Annotated in this window: 15 protein-coding genes; 5 read left to right on the top strand and 10 right to left on the bottom strand. The window is 64.8% G+C overall.

The window, feature by feature from the left end; all coding sequences use genetic code 11:
* Window positions 1-121: 121 nt before the first annotated feature.
* The 6 genes from C7455_RS03290 to C7455_RS03315 all read right to left on the bottom strand — a co-directional run bounded on the left by C7455_RS03290 (window position 122) and on the right by C7455_RS03315 (window position 6,511).
* Complete coding sequence (locus C7455_RS03290; protein WP_109665367.1) at window positions 122-685, bottom strand: sarcosine oxidase subunit gamma; 564 nt, start codon at window positions 683-685, stop codon at window positions 122-124.
* Window positions 678-3,716, bottom strand: a complete 3,039-nt coding sequence (locus C7455_RS03295; RefSeq protein ID WP_109665369.1) for a sarcosine oxidase subunit alpha family protein — start codon at window positions 3,714-3,716, stop codon at window positions 678-680. Before C7455_RS03295 ends, C7455_RS03290 begins: the two co-directional genes overlap by 8 nt.
* Window positions 3,713-4,033 (bottom strand): sarcosine oxidase subunit delta, encoded by a 321-nt coding sequence (locus tag C7455_RS03300; protein ID WP_109665370.1) that lies wholly within the window; start codon window positions 4,031-4,033, stop codon window positions 3,713-3,715. The genes C7455_RS03295 and C7455_RS03300 overlap by 4 nt, the downstream gene beginning before the upstream one ends.
* On the bottom strand, window positions 4,027-4,776 hold the full coding sequence (locus C7455_RS03305; protein WP_109665372.1) for a glycosyltransferase family 32 protein: 750 nt from the start codon (window positions 4,774-4,776) through the stop codon (window positions 4,027-4,029). The genes C7455_RS03300 and C7455_RS03305 overlap by 7 nt, the downstream gene beginning before the upstream one ends.
* A 96-nt stretch (window positions 4,777-4,872) precedes the next feature.
* Window positions 4,873-5,130, bottom strand: coding sequence for a hypothetical protein (locus C7455_RS03310; RefSeq protein ID WP_109665373.1), 258 nt, complete (start codon window positions 5,128-5,130; stop codon window positions 4,873-4,875).
* Window positions 5,131-5,266: 136 nt separating this feature from the next.
* Window positions 5,267-6,511, bottom strand: a complete 1,245-nt coding sequence (locus C7455_RS03315) for a sarcosine oxidase subunit beta family protein (protein ID WP_109665375.1) — start codon at window positions 6,509-6,511, stop codon at window positions 5,267-5,269.
* Window positions 6,512-6,706: 195 nt separating this feature from the next.
* Between C7455_RS03315 and ccmI the strand changes: the two genes are divergently transcribed.
* The 4 genes from ccmI (at window position 6,707) to C7455_RS03335 (ending at window position 9,230) form a co-directional block, all read left to right on the top strand.
* Window positions 6,707-7,942, top strand: a complete 1,236-nt coding sequence (gene ccmI, locus C7455_RS03320) for a c-type cytochrome biogenesis protein CcmI (protein ID WP_109665376.1) — start codon at window positions 6,707-6,709, stop codon at window positions 7,940-7,942.
* Window positions 7,939-8,433 carry a Holliday junction resolvase RuvX gene (gene ruvX, locus C7455_RS03325; RefSeq protein ID WP_109665378.1) on the top strand — a complete coding sequence of 165 codons (495 nt, stop codon included), beginning with the start codon at window positions 7,939-7,941 and terminating at the stop codon, window positions 8,431-8,433. The genes ccmI and ruvX overlap by 4 nt, the downstream gene beginning before the upstream one ends.
* Window positions 8,423-8,665, top strand: a complete 243-nt coding sequence (locus C7455_RS03330) for a DUF1289 domain-containing protein (RefSeq protein WP_109665379.1) — start codon at window positions 8,423-8,425, stop codon at window positions 8,663-8,665. The genes ruvX and C7455_RS03330 overlap by 11 nt, the downstream gene beginning before the upstream one ends.
* A 106-nt stretch (window positions 8,666-8,771) precedes the next feature.
* Window positions 8,772-9,230: a hypothetical protein gene (locus C7455_RS03335; RefSeq protein ID WP_170118981.1), complete on the top strand. Its 459-nt coding sequence runs from the start codon at window positions 8,772-8,774 to the stop codon at window positions 9,228-9,230.
* On the opposite strand, the gene dusA is transcribed toward C7455_RS03335, so the two are convergent.
* Window positions 9,227-10,216 carry a tRNA dihydrouridine(20/20a) synthase DusA gene (gene dusA / locus C7455_RS03340; protein ID WP_109665383.1) on the bottom strand — a complete coding sequence of 330 codons (990 nt, stop codon included), beginning with the start codon at window positions 10,214-10,216 and terminating at the stop codon, window positions 9,227-9,229. The genes C7455_RS03335 and dusA overlap by 4 nt on opposite strands.
* Window positions 10,217-10,414: 198 nt before the next feature.
* Entirely contained in the window at window positions 10,415-10,963 is a 549-nt protein-coding gene (locus C7455_RS03345) for an IS3 family transposase (RefSeq protein ID WP_109665385.1), read from the bottom strand.
* On the opposite strand from C7455_RS03345, the gene C7455_RS19815 reads away from it, so the two are divergent.
* A complete protein-coding gene (locus C7455_RS19815; protein ID WP_146199911.1) occupies window positions 10,962-11,408 on the top strand; it encodes a hypothetical protein in 447 nt (148 codons plus the stop codon). The two genes, C7455_RS03345 and C7455_RS19815, sit on opposite strands and share 2 nt — an antisense overlap.
* Here C7455_RS19815 and C7455_RS03355 read toward each other — a convergent pair.
* Window positions 11,353-12,030: a response regulator transcription factor gene (locus tag C7455_RS03355; protein WP_109665388.1), complete on the bottom strand. Its 678-nt coding sequence runs from the start codon at window positions 12,028-12,030 to the stop codon at window positions 11,353-11,355. The two genes, C7455_RS19815 and C7455_RS03355, sit on opposite strands and share 56 nt — an antisense overlap.
* On the bottom strand, window positions 12,024-13,910 hold the full coding sequence (locus C7455_RS03360) for a sensor histidine kinase (RefSeq protein ID WP_170118982.1): 1,887 nt from the start codon (window positions 13,908-13,910) through the stop codon (window positions 12,024-12,026). The genes C7455_RS03355 and C7455_RS03360 overlap by 7 nt, the downstream gene beginning before the upstream one ends.
* Between the last annotated feature and the right edge of the window lie 5 nt (window positions 13,911-13,915).

The following is a 13,915-nucleotide window of genomic DNA, read 5'->3' on the forward strand; positions in this document are numbered from 1 at the left end:
TTGGTGGTTGTCGGTTGAGGGACAGATGGAGGCCGCACGGGGGGTGCGTCAACCCCGGCCCTTGGCAGGCACCCGAAAAACCCGGGCTTTTCTGTCGGGAACCCCCGGGGTTTCCCGGGGCTCAGTGATAACCGATCGCGCCCCCCTCGCGCGCCGACATCGCCAGAAGGTCAAAGACGTATGTCGCCACGGATCGAAAACAGATCACGCGGGCCTCGGTCTCTGTCTCGAACCAGATGGCACCCGCCACCTGTTGCAGCCGGGTGCGGCGCATCTCGCCCAAGGGCAGCGCCGCGATGTCGGCGGGCGTGATCTTGGCCAGCACATCGCGCAGGGGTCCGGGCTCGCCGGTCAGTGCCATCATGGCGCGGGCATCCGAGACGTCGAGCGCGAGATGATGCTGGCCGGTCAGCGCCTCGGTCAAATCGAAGGCGAGCTTGCGGGCGGTCGCATGCTCGCACAGGATCAAAATCTCGTCAGGCGACATCCACGCCACGCGGCACCCCTGCCCTTGGGTGATGCGGCGCAGCCCGGGCATGTCCGCGCCGGTCACGCGTTTCACGGCGCGCGCGGCCGTGGCAAGGTCGGCGCGCAGTGTGACCATCCCGGTCAGGCCCGCGTCGCGCAGGGTGACGAGACCACGCGCCTCGGCGCCCTTCAGTGCACTGACAGTGGCATCAGACATTTTGCTTCTCCCCCTCCGGGTCGTGGAAAACCGGGCTCACGATGCGCGCCATGACGGTCTTGGGCGTCTCGCCCTTGGGGCTGGCTTTGGTGGTGTTGAACTCCAGAACCTCGCCCATGCGGTCGGGGCCGTGGAGCACGAGGCCCATGGCGATGCCACGGCCCATCGTGGGCGAGAAATAGGTGGAGGTGACGCGCCCTTGGGTGTTGCGCTGGCCGTTGGCGTTGGTGCCCGGCGCGACGGCGTAGCTGCCATCGGGCAGGACGGAGCCGTCGAGCGTTTCCAGCCCCACCAGCTTCCAGCGGTCAGGGCTCGTCATGTGGGGGCGCTCCTGGGCGCGCTTGCCCAGATAGTCCGGTTTCTTTTTCGAAATCGCCCAGTCGAGGCCGAGATCTTGGGGGATCACCGTGCCGTCGGTCTCATCCCCGATCATGATGAAGCCCTTTTCGGCCCGCATCACATGCAAAGCCTCGGTGCCGTAGGGCGTGGCGTCGAACTCGGCCCCGGCGGCGAGGAGTGCGTCCCAGAAGGCGCGGCCCTGACTGGCGGGGACGGCGACCTCAAAGGACAGTTCGCCGGAAAACGAAATGCGGAAGACCCTTGCGTCAAAGCCGCCGATCTTGCCCTCGGCCCAGGACATGAAGGGAAGCGCTGCGTTCGACAAGTCGAGATCCGACCCGAGTTTGTCTAGAACCGCCCGCGCCTTGGGGCCGACGACGGCGATCTGGGCGAAGGCTTCGGTGATGTTGGCAGTGTAGACCTGCCAATCCCACCATTCGGTCTGAAGCCAATCCTCCATATGGGCATGGATGCGGTCGGCCCCGCCTGTGGTGGTGTGCACAAGGAAACTGTCGTCATCGAGCCGCGCGACCACACCGTCATCCATCAGAAAACCGTTTTCGTTGCACATCAGGCCGTAGCGGCATCTGCCCGGTTTCAGACTGCTCATCATACCGGTGTAGAGCATGTCGAGGAAGCGGCCAGCGTCGGGACCCTTCACCACGATCTTGCCCAGAGTGGAGGCATCGAGCAGGCCGAGCGAGGTCCGCGTCGCCGTGATCTCGCGGTTGACGGCGGCGCGGTGGCTTTCGCCCTTGCGCCGGAAACAATAGGGCCTCCGCCAGTGGCCGACGGGCTCAAAGTGCGCGCCATTGGCCTCGTGCCAGCCTTGGATCGGCGTGCGGCGGAGCGGCTGGAAGATCGTACCGCGCGCCTCGCCCGCGATGGCGCCCATCGAGATCGGCGTGTAGGGCGGGCGGAAGGTCGTGGTGCCGACGCGGGGAATATCCTCATCCAATGCCTGAGCAAGGATGGCAAGGCCATTGATATTGCTCAGCTTGCCCTGATCCGTCGCCATGCCGAGCGTGGTGTAGCGCTTGGTGTGTTCGACGGACTCAAAGCCCTCGCGGGCGGCGAGTTGCACGTCGGAGACCTTCACGTCGTTTTGGAAGTCGAGCCACATCTTGGCGCGCTTCTTGGGTCCGGCGGTCGCAGGCATCATCCAGACCGGGCGCATCGGAGCCTCGGTCGCGGCGGTGACTGCGGGGACAGAGCCGGATACCATTTTTCCTATTTCTGATAGCATCTTGCGGGTCTTTATTGACGCATTCTCCATAGTGCTGGTAGCGATGAGCGCCCCATCGGCCGCGCCCACGCAAGCGACGAAGCCCTCGCCGTGCTGGTCGGTGGGCGGGCGGTCGGGATCGGGGCGGAAGAAGGCGCCGTCCTGATCCCAAGTCAGCTTGCCGCCGCAGTGGGACCAGAGGTGGACGACCGGCGACCAGCCGCCCGACATGGCGACAGCGTCGCAGACCACATCCTCGGTCACCGTGCCGGGCCCGTCCTGCGCGCAAAGCTGCACGGCGACGACACCGCGCAGGCCCTTGACCCCGGCGATGCCTGTTGCGGTCAGCACACGGATGCCCCGGGCGCGGGCCTGCTGGGGCAGCGCCCCCTCGGCGCGGGGGCGCGCATCGACGATGCAGGGCACGGCGAGACCCGCGTCGAGCAGCGCCAGCGCGGTGCGATAGGCGTCGTCGTTGTTCGTGACCACCACGGTCCGCGCACCGGGCGCAACACCCCAATTCACGACGTAATCGCGCATGGCGGAGGCCAGCATGACGCCCGGCTTGTCGTTGCCCGGAAAGCTCAAGGGCCGTTCCAGCGCGCCAGTCGCTGCGATGACGCGGGCGGTGCGGATGCGCCATAGCCGGTGGCGTGGGATGTCGGATGCGGGCGCGTGATCTGACACGCGCTCATATGCGATGACATAGCCATGGTCATAGACGCCTGCCACCATCGTGCGGAGACGCAGATGGACATTCTCCATCGCTTCAAGCTCTTGGACGGCGTCGTTGATCCAAGCTTCCGCTGGCTTGCCATCGACCTCCACCCCGTCGACCGGCGCGCGTCCGCCCCAATGGCCGGTCTGTTCGCACAAGATCACGCGCGCACCCGCGCGCCCGGCCTCGAGTGCCGCTTGCAGCCCCGCGATGCCGCCGCCCGCGATCACAACCTCAGTGTGGGCATAGAACTGCTCATACCGGTCGGGGTCGGTCTGTTTGGGGTCGGGCGCTTTGCCAAGGCCCGCGGATTGCCGGATGAAAGGCTCGAACACATGTTTCCAGAACGCGCGCGGATGGATGAAGGTCTTGTAGTAGAAGCCTGCGGGTAAAAAGCGGGGAATGAGCGCGTTCACCTCGCCGATGTCCCACTCAAGGCTCGGCCAGTGGTTCTGGCTGGTCGCGGTCAGCCCGTCGAACAACTCGGTCGTGGTGGCGCGCTGGTTCGGCTCATGCGTCTTGCCCTGCCCGAGGTTGACGAGGGCGTTCGGCTCCTCCGCCCCGCTCGCCACAAGCCCGCGCGGCCTGTGATACTTGAAGGACCGGCCAAGGATGGTGCGCCCCGCGCCCATCAGCGCCGAGGCCAACGTATCGCCCGGATGCCCATTCAACTGCTTGCCGTTGAAGGTGAAACTGACGGTTTGGCTGCGGTCGATCAGGCGGCCGCCGTCGGGCAAACGCAGGCTCATGTCAGGCTCCAGTCGGGGCGTTTGGCGCGGATGGCGGCGAGGATGTCGGGCGGTGGCGCGGAAACCTGCGCGGGATAGGTTCCGAATACCTCGAGCGTGGCCGTGCAGCGGGCGGCAAGGAACCACTTGCCGCAGCCCATGGCATGCCGCCAGCGCTCGAAATGCACGCCGCGCACGTTGGGGCGCAGGAACAGATATCCCTCGAACTCATCGTCCGACGATCCGGGCCCGAAGCGCTTGAGATGCGCCTCGCCCCCCGGGGCAAGCTCGGTTTCGCAAGCATCGATGCCGCAACAGGGGCAGCGGAATGTCAGCATGGGGTGGCTTCCTTTTCAGGGTCCTCGGCCAGCGCCAGAGGGGTAGCGGCATCAAGCGCCGCCTGCACCTCGGGCCGGGTCATGATGGCGGTCGTGGCATCCTCGGGCGCGTAGCGGCCCTTGGTGGTGCCCCAATGGTGCTCGGCATAGATCACCCCCGGCCCGTCGTAACGCGGCCCGTCCTTGTGACGCGGGATGAAGGTATAGGCGGGCAGGATGCGGCAATCGGTCAGCGTGTAGCGGTTGCGCTCCATGAAGCCGCGCAAGAACAGGTTGCCCACTGAAATCCACGGCTGCTGCGCGGTCGCAGGATCGGCGGCATGGGCTTCGTGGATCTCGTCGATGGTCATGGCGAGCGTCAGCGTGCCGGGGGCGGACGCAAGCCAGGGCGTGACCTTGCAGCGGCCCTTGGGGTGGGTCTCGTAGCACGAATAGGTGACGGGTTCGGCAAAGATCGGGTCACAGGGGCGCAAGGCTTCGAAATCGGCGCCGGGGATGAAACCGCCCTGCTCAAACAAGATCTCGTAGCGCATCAAATCGGCCACGCCTTCGAGCCGCCCGCGGCGGAAATATTCCGCGATCAGCCGCTGGTTGCGCCAGCGTCGGCCGGTCAGATAGGCGTTGTCGTAAAGCGTGTAGGTCCAGTCGGGGTGATGGTCGCGCCAGCTTTGCATCCAGTGCAGCGGCGGGGGGCGTTCACCGACCCAGATATGGGCGAGATGGCGGGGGATGGCGGGGGTCATGGACAGACCCCGCGCAAGTCGGCGGCGCGGGCCATGCCGCGCCACCGGTCAGTCAATCGGACAGAGCCCGGGTCGCGCCGCGTGGGGCGCCGCAGGTCACTGCAGGGTGCCGTCGGGCGCGACAGGCGCGGGCGTTGCCGGCTGTTCGACGGCCGGTGCGCCGGCTGGCATCGCCTCGTCGCCCTCAGGCGCTCCGCCTGCGAATACGAAAAGCAGGCCGAGGAAGCCGAAGAGCAGGAGCAGGACAACAAGAATACCGGCCCCGGCCCCCCCTTCATAGGTTTTGTAGGGATCGCGCGCCCGGTTTGGGTCGATGCCCTGGCTGCGATAGAACGGATCGTCGTAGTTCGCCATGAGTTGCCTCCTGTGTCAGCGACGTATCTCTGACCTAAGAAAGCCGGGCCCTGCATGGGACCCTTGACAGCGATTCGCGCGGCAATCCGGCAAGATCCCGCCCAAACGCAATTTTCTGTCCGCGAGATCATGCGCATCAATGCGCCACCCCTGCCGCCACGGACTCATCAATGAAGCGCCCCTCGCGAAAGCGGTCGAGCGAGAAGGCCTCCGCCAGCGGCGAATGGCCCTTGGCCATCAACTCGGCCATGGCCCAGCCCGAGCCGGGAATGGCCTTGAACCCGCCGGTGCCCCAGCCACAGTTGACAAAAACCCCCTCGACCGGAGTTTTCGAGATGATGGGCGAGCGGTCGCCGGTCATGTCGACGATGCCGCCCCACCAGCGCAGCATCTTGAGCCGCGAGATGATCGGGAAGGTTTCGACCAGCGCGCGCACGGTTTCCTCGACATGGTGGAAAGATCCGCGCTGGGTGTAGTTGTTGTAACCGTCGGCGCCGCCGCCTATGACCATCTCGCCCTTGTCGGACTGGCTCATGTAGCCATGGACCGTGTTGGCCATCACGACCACGTCCATCACCGGCTTGATCGGTTCGGAGACCAGCGCCTGCAACGCCACGCTCTCGATCGGCAGGCGGAAGCCCGCGCGCTCGGCCATGACACCGGAATGGCCCGCCACCACGATGCCAAGCTTGCCGCAGGCAATGGGGCCCTTGGTCGTCTCCACGCCCGTCACGCGCCCACCCTCGCGGGTGACGCCCGTCACCTCGGTCTGCTGGATGATGTCCATCCCCATGTCGGAACAGGCCCGCGCATAGCCCCAGGCGACCGCGTCATGGCGCGCGGTGCCGCCGCGCGGCTGCCACAGCGCGCCAAGGACGGGATAGCGCGGCCCATCGATGTTGATGATCGGACACAGCTCTTTCACCTTTTGGCGGCTGATGAACTCGGTCGCCACGCCTTGCAGGGCATTGGCATGTGCCGTGCGCTGGTAGCCCCGGATCTCGTGTTCGGTCTGGGCCAGCATCATGACGCCGCGGGGGCTGAACATGACGTTGTAGTTCAGGTCCTGGCTCAGCGTTTCATACAGGCTGCGGGATTTCTCGTAGATCGCGGCCGAGGGGTCTTGCAGGTAGTTCGAGCGGATGATCGTCGTGTTGCGGCCGGTATTGCCACCGCCAAGCCAGCCCTTTTCGATCACGGCCACGTTGCGGATGCCGTGGTTTTTCCCAAGATAGTAGGCCGTCGCCAGACCATGCCCCCCTGCCCCGACGATCACCACGTCATAGCGGGCTTTCGGCGCGGGGCTGCGCCACGCGCGGTCCCACCCCTCGTGATGGCGGAGCGCTTCGCGCGCGATGGCGAAGGCGGAATAGCGGCGCATTGGACTGCCCCCTTGTGACTGCCTGCCCGATGTGGGGCAGGATACGTGCGCCCATCATACTGCGCGCGACCACATCCGTGCAAATTGCGACGCAGGGGCAGAATGTCTCGGGCCTGCGGCAAAGCCCCGGGTTTTCCCGACGCGCGCAAGCGCTTATGTGAAGGCGACCGACAATTGGCAAGGGCGCGCAAGGCAATGGGTTTCTGGATCGCGACAGGGGCATTTTCGGTGTTGGTGATGCTGGTGCTGATGCTGGCCGTGCTGCGCCCGCGCAAGGTATCGGTGCCGTCGGCAGCCTATGACCTGCAGGTTTACCGCGACCAGTTGCGCGAGGTCGAAAAGGACATCGCCCGCGGCATCCTGACCGAGGAGGACGCGGCCCGCGCCCGCACCGAGGTGTCGCGCCGCCTGCTGGAGGCCGACCGTGCCTTGCAAAGCGCCAAGGCCGACGAGGCGCGCGCCAGCGGCACGGACAGGGTGATCCTTGGTGCGGGGCTTCTGGCGACGGTGGCCACGGCCTTCGCAGTCTACCTGCAGATCGGCGCGCCGGGCTATCCAGACCTTCCCATCGCGACCCGGATAGATCTGGTCGAACAGGCCCGCGCCACACGCCCGCCCCAGGACCAGGCCGAGGAACAGGTCCCCTTCCGCGAGGGGCTGCCCCCCGACCCGCGCCGCGAGGAACTGGTGGCGCAGCTGCGCACCATCATGGAACAGCGCCCCGACGATGCGCAGGGCCTGAGCCTGTTGGCCACGAACGAGGCCGCCTTGGGCAATTTCCGCGCCGCCCGCATCGCGCAACAGCGGCTGATCGACGTTCTGGGCGACGAGGCGGGCGCGTTTCACCACATCGACCTTGCCGAAATGATGATCCTCGCCGCCGGTGGCTATGTCTCGCCCGAGGCCGAGACGGCGCTGGTGCGGGGTCTCAATCTCGATCCGCGCAACGGCACCGGGCGGTATTACGCGGGGCTGATGTATGCCCAGCAGGGCCGCCCTGACCTCGCCTTTCCGATCTGGCGCAACCTTCTGGGCGACAGCACCATCGACGCGCCCTGGGTCGAGCCGATCTTGCTCCAGATCGAAGAGATCGCCTTTCTGGCGGGCGTGACCGGCTCGCAGGCCGAATTGCCGCAACCCGCCGCCCCGCGCGGCCCCAGTGCCGCCGATCTGGCCGCAGCCGAGGACATGTCGCCCGAGGACCGTCAGGCCATGGTCGAAAGCATGGTGGCAAGCCTGAGCAGCCGTCTGGCGACCGAGGGCGGCACACCCGACGAATGGGCCCGCCTGATCGGTGCGCAGATCGTGCTGGGCCGCACCGAACAGGCGCAGGCGATCTACGACGAGGGACGCGGCGTCTTTGCCGAAAACCCCGACGCGCTGCGCCTGCTCGAGGCCGCCGCCGCGCCCCTGACCGGACCGGCGGAGTGATCTGCGAGGATATCGCCGATTTCGCCGCCGCCCTGCCCCCCGGGCGCGGGCTGATGGGTCTCGACCTTGGCACCAAGACCATCGGCGTCGCGGTGTCGGACCGGCTGTTGTCGGCGGCCAGCGCGCTCGAGACGGTCAAGCGGGTGAAATTCACCGAAGATGCCGCGCGGCTGGCGGTCATTCTTGCCGGGCGCGAGCTTTGCGGCATCGTTCTGGGCCTGCCCGCCAACATGGACGGATCCGAGGGGCCGCGCGCCCAATCGACCCGTGCCTTTGCCCGCAACCTTGCACGGCTGCCCGCCTTTGACGGGGTGCCGATCGCCTTTTGGGACGAGCGGCTCAGTACTGTTGCGGCAGAAAGGGCACTGCTGGAGGCGGATACGTCGCGAAAACGTCGCGCAGAGGTGATCGACGCGGTCGCGGCAGGCTATATCTTGCAAGGAGCCCTCGACCGGCTCAGGCATTTGCGGGCTGGATTCCATGACAGATGACATCTGGACACGCGACGAGATCGAAAGCCCCTGCATCAAGATCTGCGTCGTCCACCCCGAGGCGCGGATCTGCACCGGCTGCCTGCGCTCCATCGACGAGATCACGCAATGGTCGCGCATGACGCCCGAGGCGCGGCGCGGCGTGATGGCCGCCCTGCCCGACCGGCGCGCGGCGCTGAGCCAACGCCGGGGCGGACGGGTCGCGCGGCTGAAACGCGGGCTCGAGGGCTGAAGCCTTAAAGGACAGGTCGGGCCGCCGACCTATGACGCCCGTCACCGGTCTGCGCGCACTGCGGCTGTTCGCATGGCTTTACGCATAGCTGGCCGGTGGTCTGACGGTGACCTTGGTATTCTTGCCCGCCCATATGGCCGCGCTGGACGAAAACCGCCCCTTCGCCACGGCGCTGCGCGCCTGGTTCGACACCGACGCTTTCGTCGCCGTCTTGCCCGGCGTCTTTACCTGGGTGCTGTTTCTGGGCCCGGTCTGGCTGGTCCTGCGCCTGTGGATCACGCGGCAAGGCGACCGTGCCATCGGTCCGCGGCCTGCGGTTTTTCCGGTCTGGATGACGATCTGCGTGATCTTCATGCTGCTGGAATTGCAGCTGGCGGACGCGGACGCCCTGCGCACCCCGCCCAGGCCCTTCGCCCTGATCCCCGCGTCTTTCGATCTGCTGTTCGAAGGGCTGCTGACGGTCAAGATGACCGGCGTCAAGGTCATGTTCTTGGTCTATCGCAAGATGCGCCCGCGCGACGCCATCGAGATCGGGGCAGCGGGTCCGGTGATCTCGCGCCGCTAGGCCGCGCGCTGCGTCACCTCGGCCAGGGCGCGTTCGACGACCTCGGGACCCGCACCGTCACGATGGGCGTTTTCGCTCAGGTAGCGTTTCCAGCCCCGTGTGCCGGGCCGCCCGGCAAAAAGCCCCAGCATGTGCCGTGTGACCTGATGGAGCCGCCCGCCCGCCACCAGATGCGCCTCGATATAGGGCAGCATCTCGCGCGCGACCCGGTCGGCGGTCTTGGGCGGGGTCATGTCACCAAAGATGTCGCGGTCCGCGGTCAGCAAGATCTCGGCCGGCGTGTGATACGCCGCACGCCCGATCATGACGCCGTCCATGCCTGCAGCCAGATGCGCCTGCGCCTCGGCCAAAGTGGTGATGCCCCCGTTGATCGACAGGTGCAGATGCGGGAAATCCCGCTTCATCGCATGGACAAGCGCATAGTCCAGCGGCGGGATATCCCGGTTCTCCTTGGGGCTGAGCCCCTGCAGCCAGGCTTTGCGGGCATGGATGGAAAAGCTGCTGACACCCGCGGCGGAGACGGTTTCGAGAAAGGCAGGCAGCACCTCCTCGGGGACCTGATCATCGACGCCGATCCGGCACTTAACCGTCACCTCTACAGGGCTTGCCGCGATCATGGCGGCGACACATTCGGCCACCAGCGCGGGGCGCTCCATCAGCACGGCGCCGAAACAGCCTGACTGCACCCGGTCGGACGGGCAGCCGACGTTGAGGTTGATCTCGTCATAGCCGTAGTCTGCCGCCGCGCGCGTGGCCTGCACCAGCTCCGCCGGATCGGACCCTCCGAGTTGCAGCGCCACTGGGTGTTCGGCCATGTCATACGCCAAAAGCCTGTCGCGGTCCCCGTGGATCACGGCTGGTGCCGTCACCATCTCGCTATAGAGAAGCGCGCGCGCCGACATGAGGCGGTGCAGATACCGACAATGCCGGTCGGTCCAGTCCATCATGGGCGCAACCGATAGCCTATGTGATTGATTTTCTGTCATTTTTCTTGCATCTTCAATCCGTTGGCACAAGTGGTGTCCACGCCAGACTACGCCCTGATAGCCCCGAATATCCCCCGTTTCGACGACTCACTGCACACATAGCGCACATGAAAATGGCCTCCATCACCAAGCTTCCCTCCGGTGCATGACCCGGGTCCAGATCAGACAGAAAAGCGGCTCACGCGAGCGAGACGCCCCTCACGCCGTGACGACGCCCGGACATGTGCGCGGCCCAAGCCTAGAGCTTGGTCGATCAGGGGCTGCCGCCCAACCGATCGTCCGTTGCCCGCCTGCACAGTGGACTTGCCCGCCTTTTGTGCAGACCATTTGGCTCACGGCCCGGGCTTTTCGCTCGAAGGCGATGGGGCTTTGAAAGTCGAACGATGAATGCCTCCTGACGGGGTTATAGAACCCGTTGATGTATCTGGCGACGGCGTTTTCGGCCTGCTGGCGGGATTGCCGGGCAACCGGCCTGATGAGCTCCGACTTGCTGGTCTTGAAGAAGGTGAGGTTGAGCCAGCCCTCTGACGTCCAAATGCAGGAGATGTCAGCCTCCCACTTCGTGTCAGGGCCTTCTGCCGTGACGTCCTGCGCCACGAGCTTCGGCGCGACAGGGCAGGCATGCTCGCTGTTCATCCTCCGTTTGAACCGCCCGTTTTGCCGCGCGATCAGATGATTCTCCCGCGTCAGCCGCGCTGTGCGATGCCGCCCGAACTCATGCCATTTCTCCACGAGGTCGCGGTGCATGCGCGGACTGCCATTGGTGCCGCTCGACAGCGCGAAGGCGATGCGGTTGATGCGCGAGATGGTTCATGTCCTGCTGCTGGCGGCGGCAGGCAGGCCGTTCCTGCCAGGCGAAGACCCCGCTCTGGCCGACCCCGAGGGGCCGATACATCTTGCTGATCGGAAAGCTGGCCTTCTGCGCATCGATGACGCCGAAGGTCATCAACATCCCTCGTTCGCGAAGAAGGCCGCGCTGGGTTCAATCGGTCAGCGCAACGGCTCGTTCGAAGGTATCAGCCGACGTCTGGAAGCCACGCGTTTGCCGTGGCCTCGTATTGAACCGGCCTGTGTGAAGAACATCAACCGATTTGATGGCAAGGGCGCGATCCTGCCGCGTGCAAAGTGTGGGGCGATCACACAACGTCGATACGGTGCAATATCTGATAGCCGTGGTTGCGAATGGCTTTGATCGGCTGCCCGGATATCCCGGCTGCCATCAGTTTCTTCCGGAGGCGCACGATCCTGACTTCGATCGCAGCTTTGCTCAGCTCGGTATTCCCTCCGATCAGGCTGGCAATTCGGCTGATTTCCAGACGGTGGTCCGGAGCGCGGGAAAACTCGGCCAAAATTTCGACTTCCGCGGCAGAGAGCGCAACCCGGTTCGTCGGTCCCGAAAGCGTCATGGTGCTGCAATCCAGGATCAATGTCTTCGGCTCTGGCCTGAACTGCTTCAGACGCCGCGCAAGCGCTTCGACCGAGGAGGTCAGCTCGGGCGGGGAACTGGGCTTGGTCAGATAGATGTCTGCTCCGCTTTCATACCCGATCCGCCGCTCGTCTGGCGCGTCTCGGGCCGTCAGCATCACGATGCCCACGCCGGGATGGTCGGCCCGCGCCCGGTGGGCGATGGAAATACCATCCTCGCCCGGCAGGTTCAGGTCGAGGATCAAGATATCGACGGTCTCGATGTTGCCCCCGCTCCAAAACGCCTCGGCACTGTCGAACCCCTCCACCGCATGCCCTTCGGCTGCCATGATGTCGATCAGCGACTCGCGCAGCGCACCGTTATCCTCGACGATGATGATGTTCAGCATGGGACCCGGACCCTGAAGCGGACAAGGTCGTCGGTCGGCTCATAGGTCACTGTACCCCCAAGATTTCCCAGCAAACCACGCACGATGTAGAGGCCAAGCCCCGATCCGATCCGCGCTTTGGCAAATTGGCTTCGGTAATACTTGTCAAAAACCAGCAACGGGTCGGGGCACCCGTAACTGCCCTGTTCGTTCTCAACGAGGACCGAGACACTGTCCGGGCCCGCGTCGAGGGCCACCGTGACGATGGATTCTGGGGGGGAATATTTCAGAGCATTGTCGATCAGGTTGCTGAACACGACGCCCAGCAGCACTGGATCGCTCTTGACGAGCAGCGGGCCTTTTGCGCGGGCACGCAGGCGGTCGCGTTCCAGATGGCTGTCGCACAACCTTTGCACAAGATCGGCCAAGTCGCAGGGTTCCATCGCGATCGCCTGATCGTCACTGTCAAGACGGATGGTCTGATTGCAACGGTCAATCACTCCCGTCAGCCCCAGGATCGCATCCGCCACACGGGCGCGTTGACGGTCCGAGATGGTGGGCCGCGACAGCGACATGTTGATCACCGCAAGTGCGTTGCGGGTCTCATGGGTCAGCATGTCGATGAATTGGGCAAGGGTATGGGTTTTTTCCTGTTGCACGACACGTTCCTGTTCGATGGCACGTATCTGGGCCTCGGCCTGCTTGGCGGCCGCGATCAGGTTTCGCACGTGCAGATGCAAGATGATGAACATGAGGATGCCCGTGCTCAACCCATGGACCATGAATCCGTAGAACGACAAGAAGATGAGAGTTCCAAAGCCCAGCATCGCAAAGACCCATGTCAAAAGCGTGGCTGAGAGAAAGGCATAGACTATCCGCATCGTCATCAAGCCGGGCGATGCCTCAGCACGGGCCGTGAACGCGTTGAGCAACAGGATGAACGGGGTGGCGGCGACGCAAAAGGCGTTGAGCCGAAGCGCAAGCTGGCGGTCGAAGGTCCAGAAAAGAATGAAGGCGATCAGCATGACCGCAAGTTGCAGGTCCAGAAGTCTGACGGCCAGAAACGCGGGACGAAACCGGATCAGGACCGCGCGATGAAAGGCCACCGACAGCAAGGACGCCGCGATCACCAAGTTCCTGTAGACCAGTGTCAGCGTGTCGTAATCGAGGATGCCTGAGAATACCGATGCATATCCAAAGGCGATGATATTGTGGAACAACCACAAACTCTGCATCGCCGCGAACCAGCCGAACAGGTGTTCACGTGTGAACGCCAGCATCCGGAGCGACCATAGCAGCAACACCAGCAGAAAGCCAAGATACGCGATCTGCCCGAAATCTGTAAGCAAAGTCAGCCGGACCGCCGCCGGAAGCGGGATGGCCGTGACATCGGCGGCGATCGTTCCGGTCGATTCAATCCTGACGTAATAATCGGCCCCACCCGCGGGGGGCGTGATGCTGTAGCCGCGCAAGGCCGACGGCCAATCGGGTTCGATCACACGATACTCAGGATGATCCCCGCGCGGGACAGTACCGGGCTCGGACGTGGTCGGCGCGAAAAAGCTCACGCTGTCCAACATGGGCGGCTGAACCATCACCACCACCTCGCCCCCATCCGGGGCGGGATTGATCCGCAAACGCAACCAGATGTTCGAGGAGGTGTAGCCAATCCTCATGATCGGACCGACAGGTCGAAATGGTGCATGCGTCACAGCGTCGAAGTCCAGCATCGCGGACTCGTCGACCATCAATCCGACACTCTGGATCAGCTCGGCCCGGGCTGGCACCGCGGACAACGGCACCAGCAGAGCCAATGCGATCAACAGGATGCGAAAGCGATGAAAAACGCCGCTTCGGGGCAGGTCGAAAAAGGGGGCAATCGTGCTGATATTCTGGGTCATGGTCC

Source organism: Roseicyclus mahoneyensis, assembly GCF_003148775.1.
In the GTDB taxonomy this organism is placed as follows: Bacteria; Pseudomonadota; Alphaproteobacteria; order Rhodobacterales; family Rhodobacteraceae; genus Roseicyclus; species Roseicyclus mahoneyensis.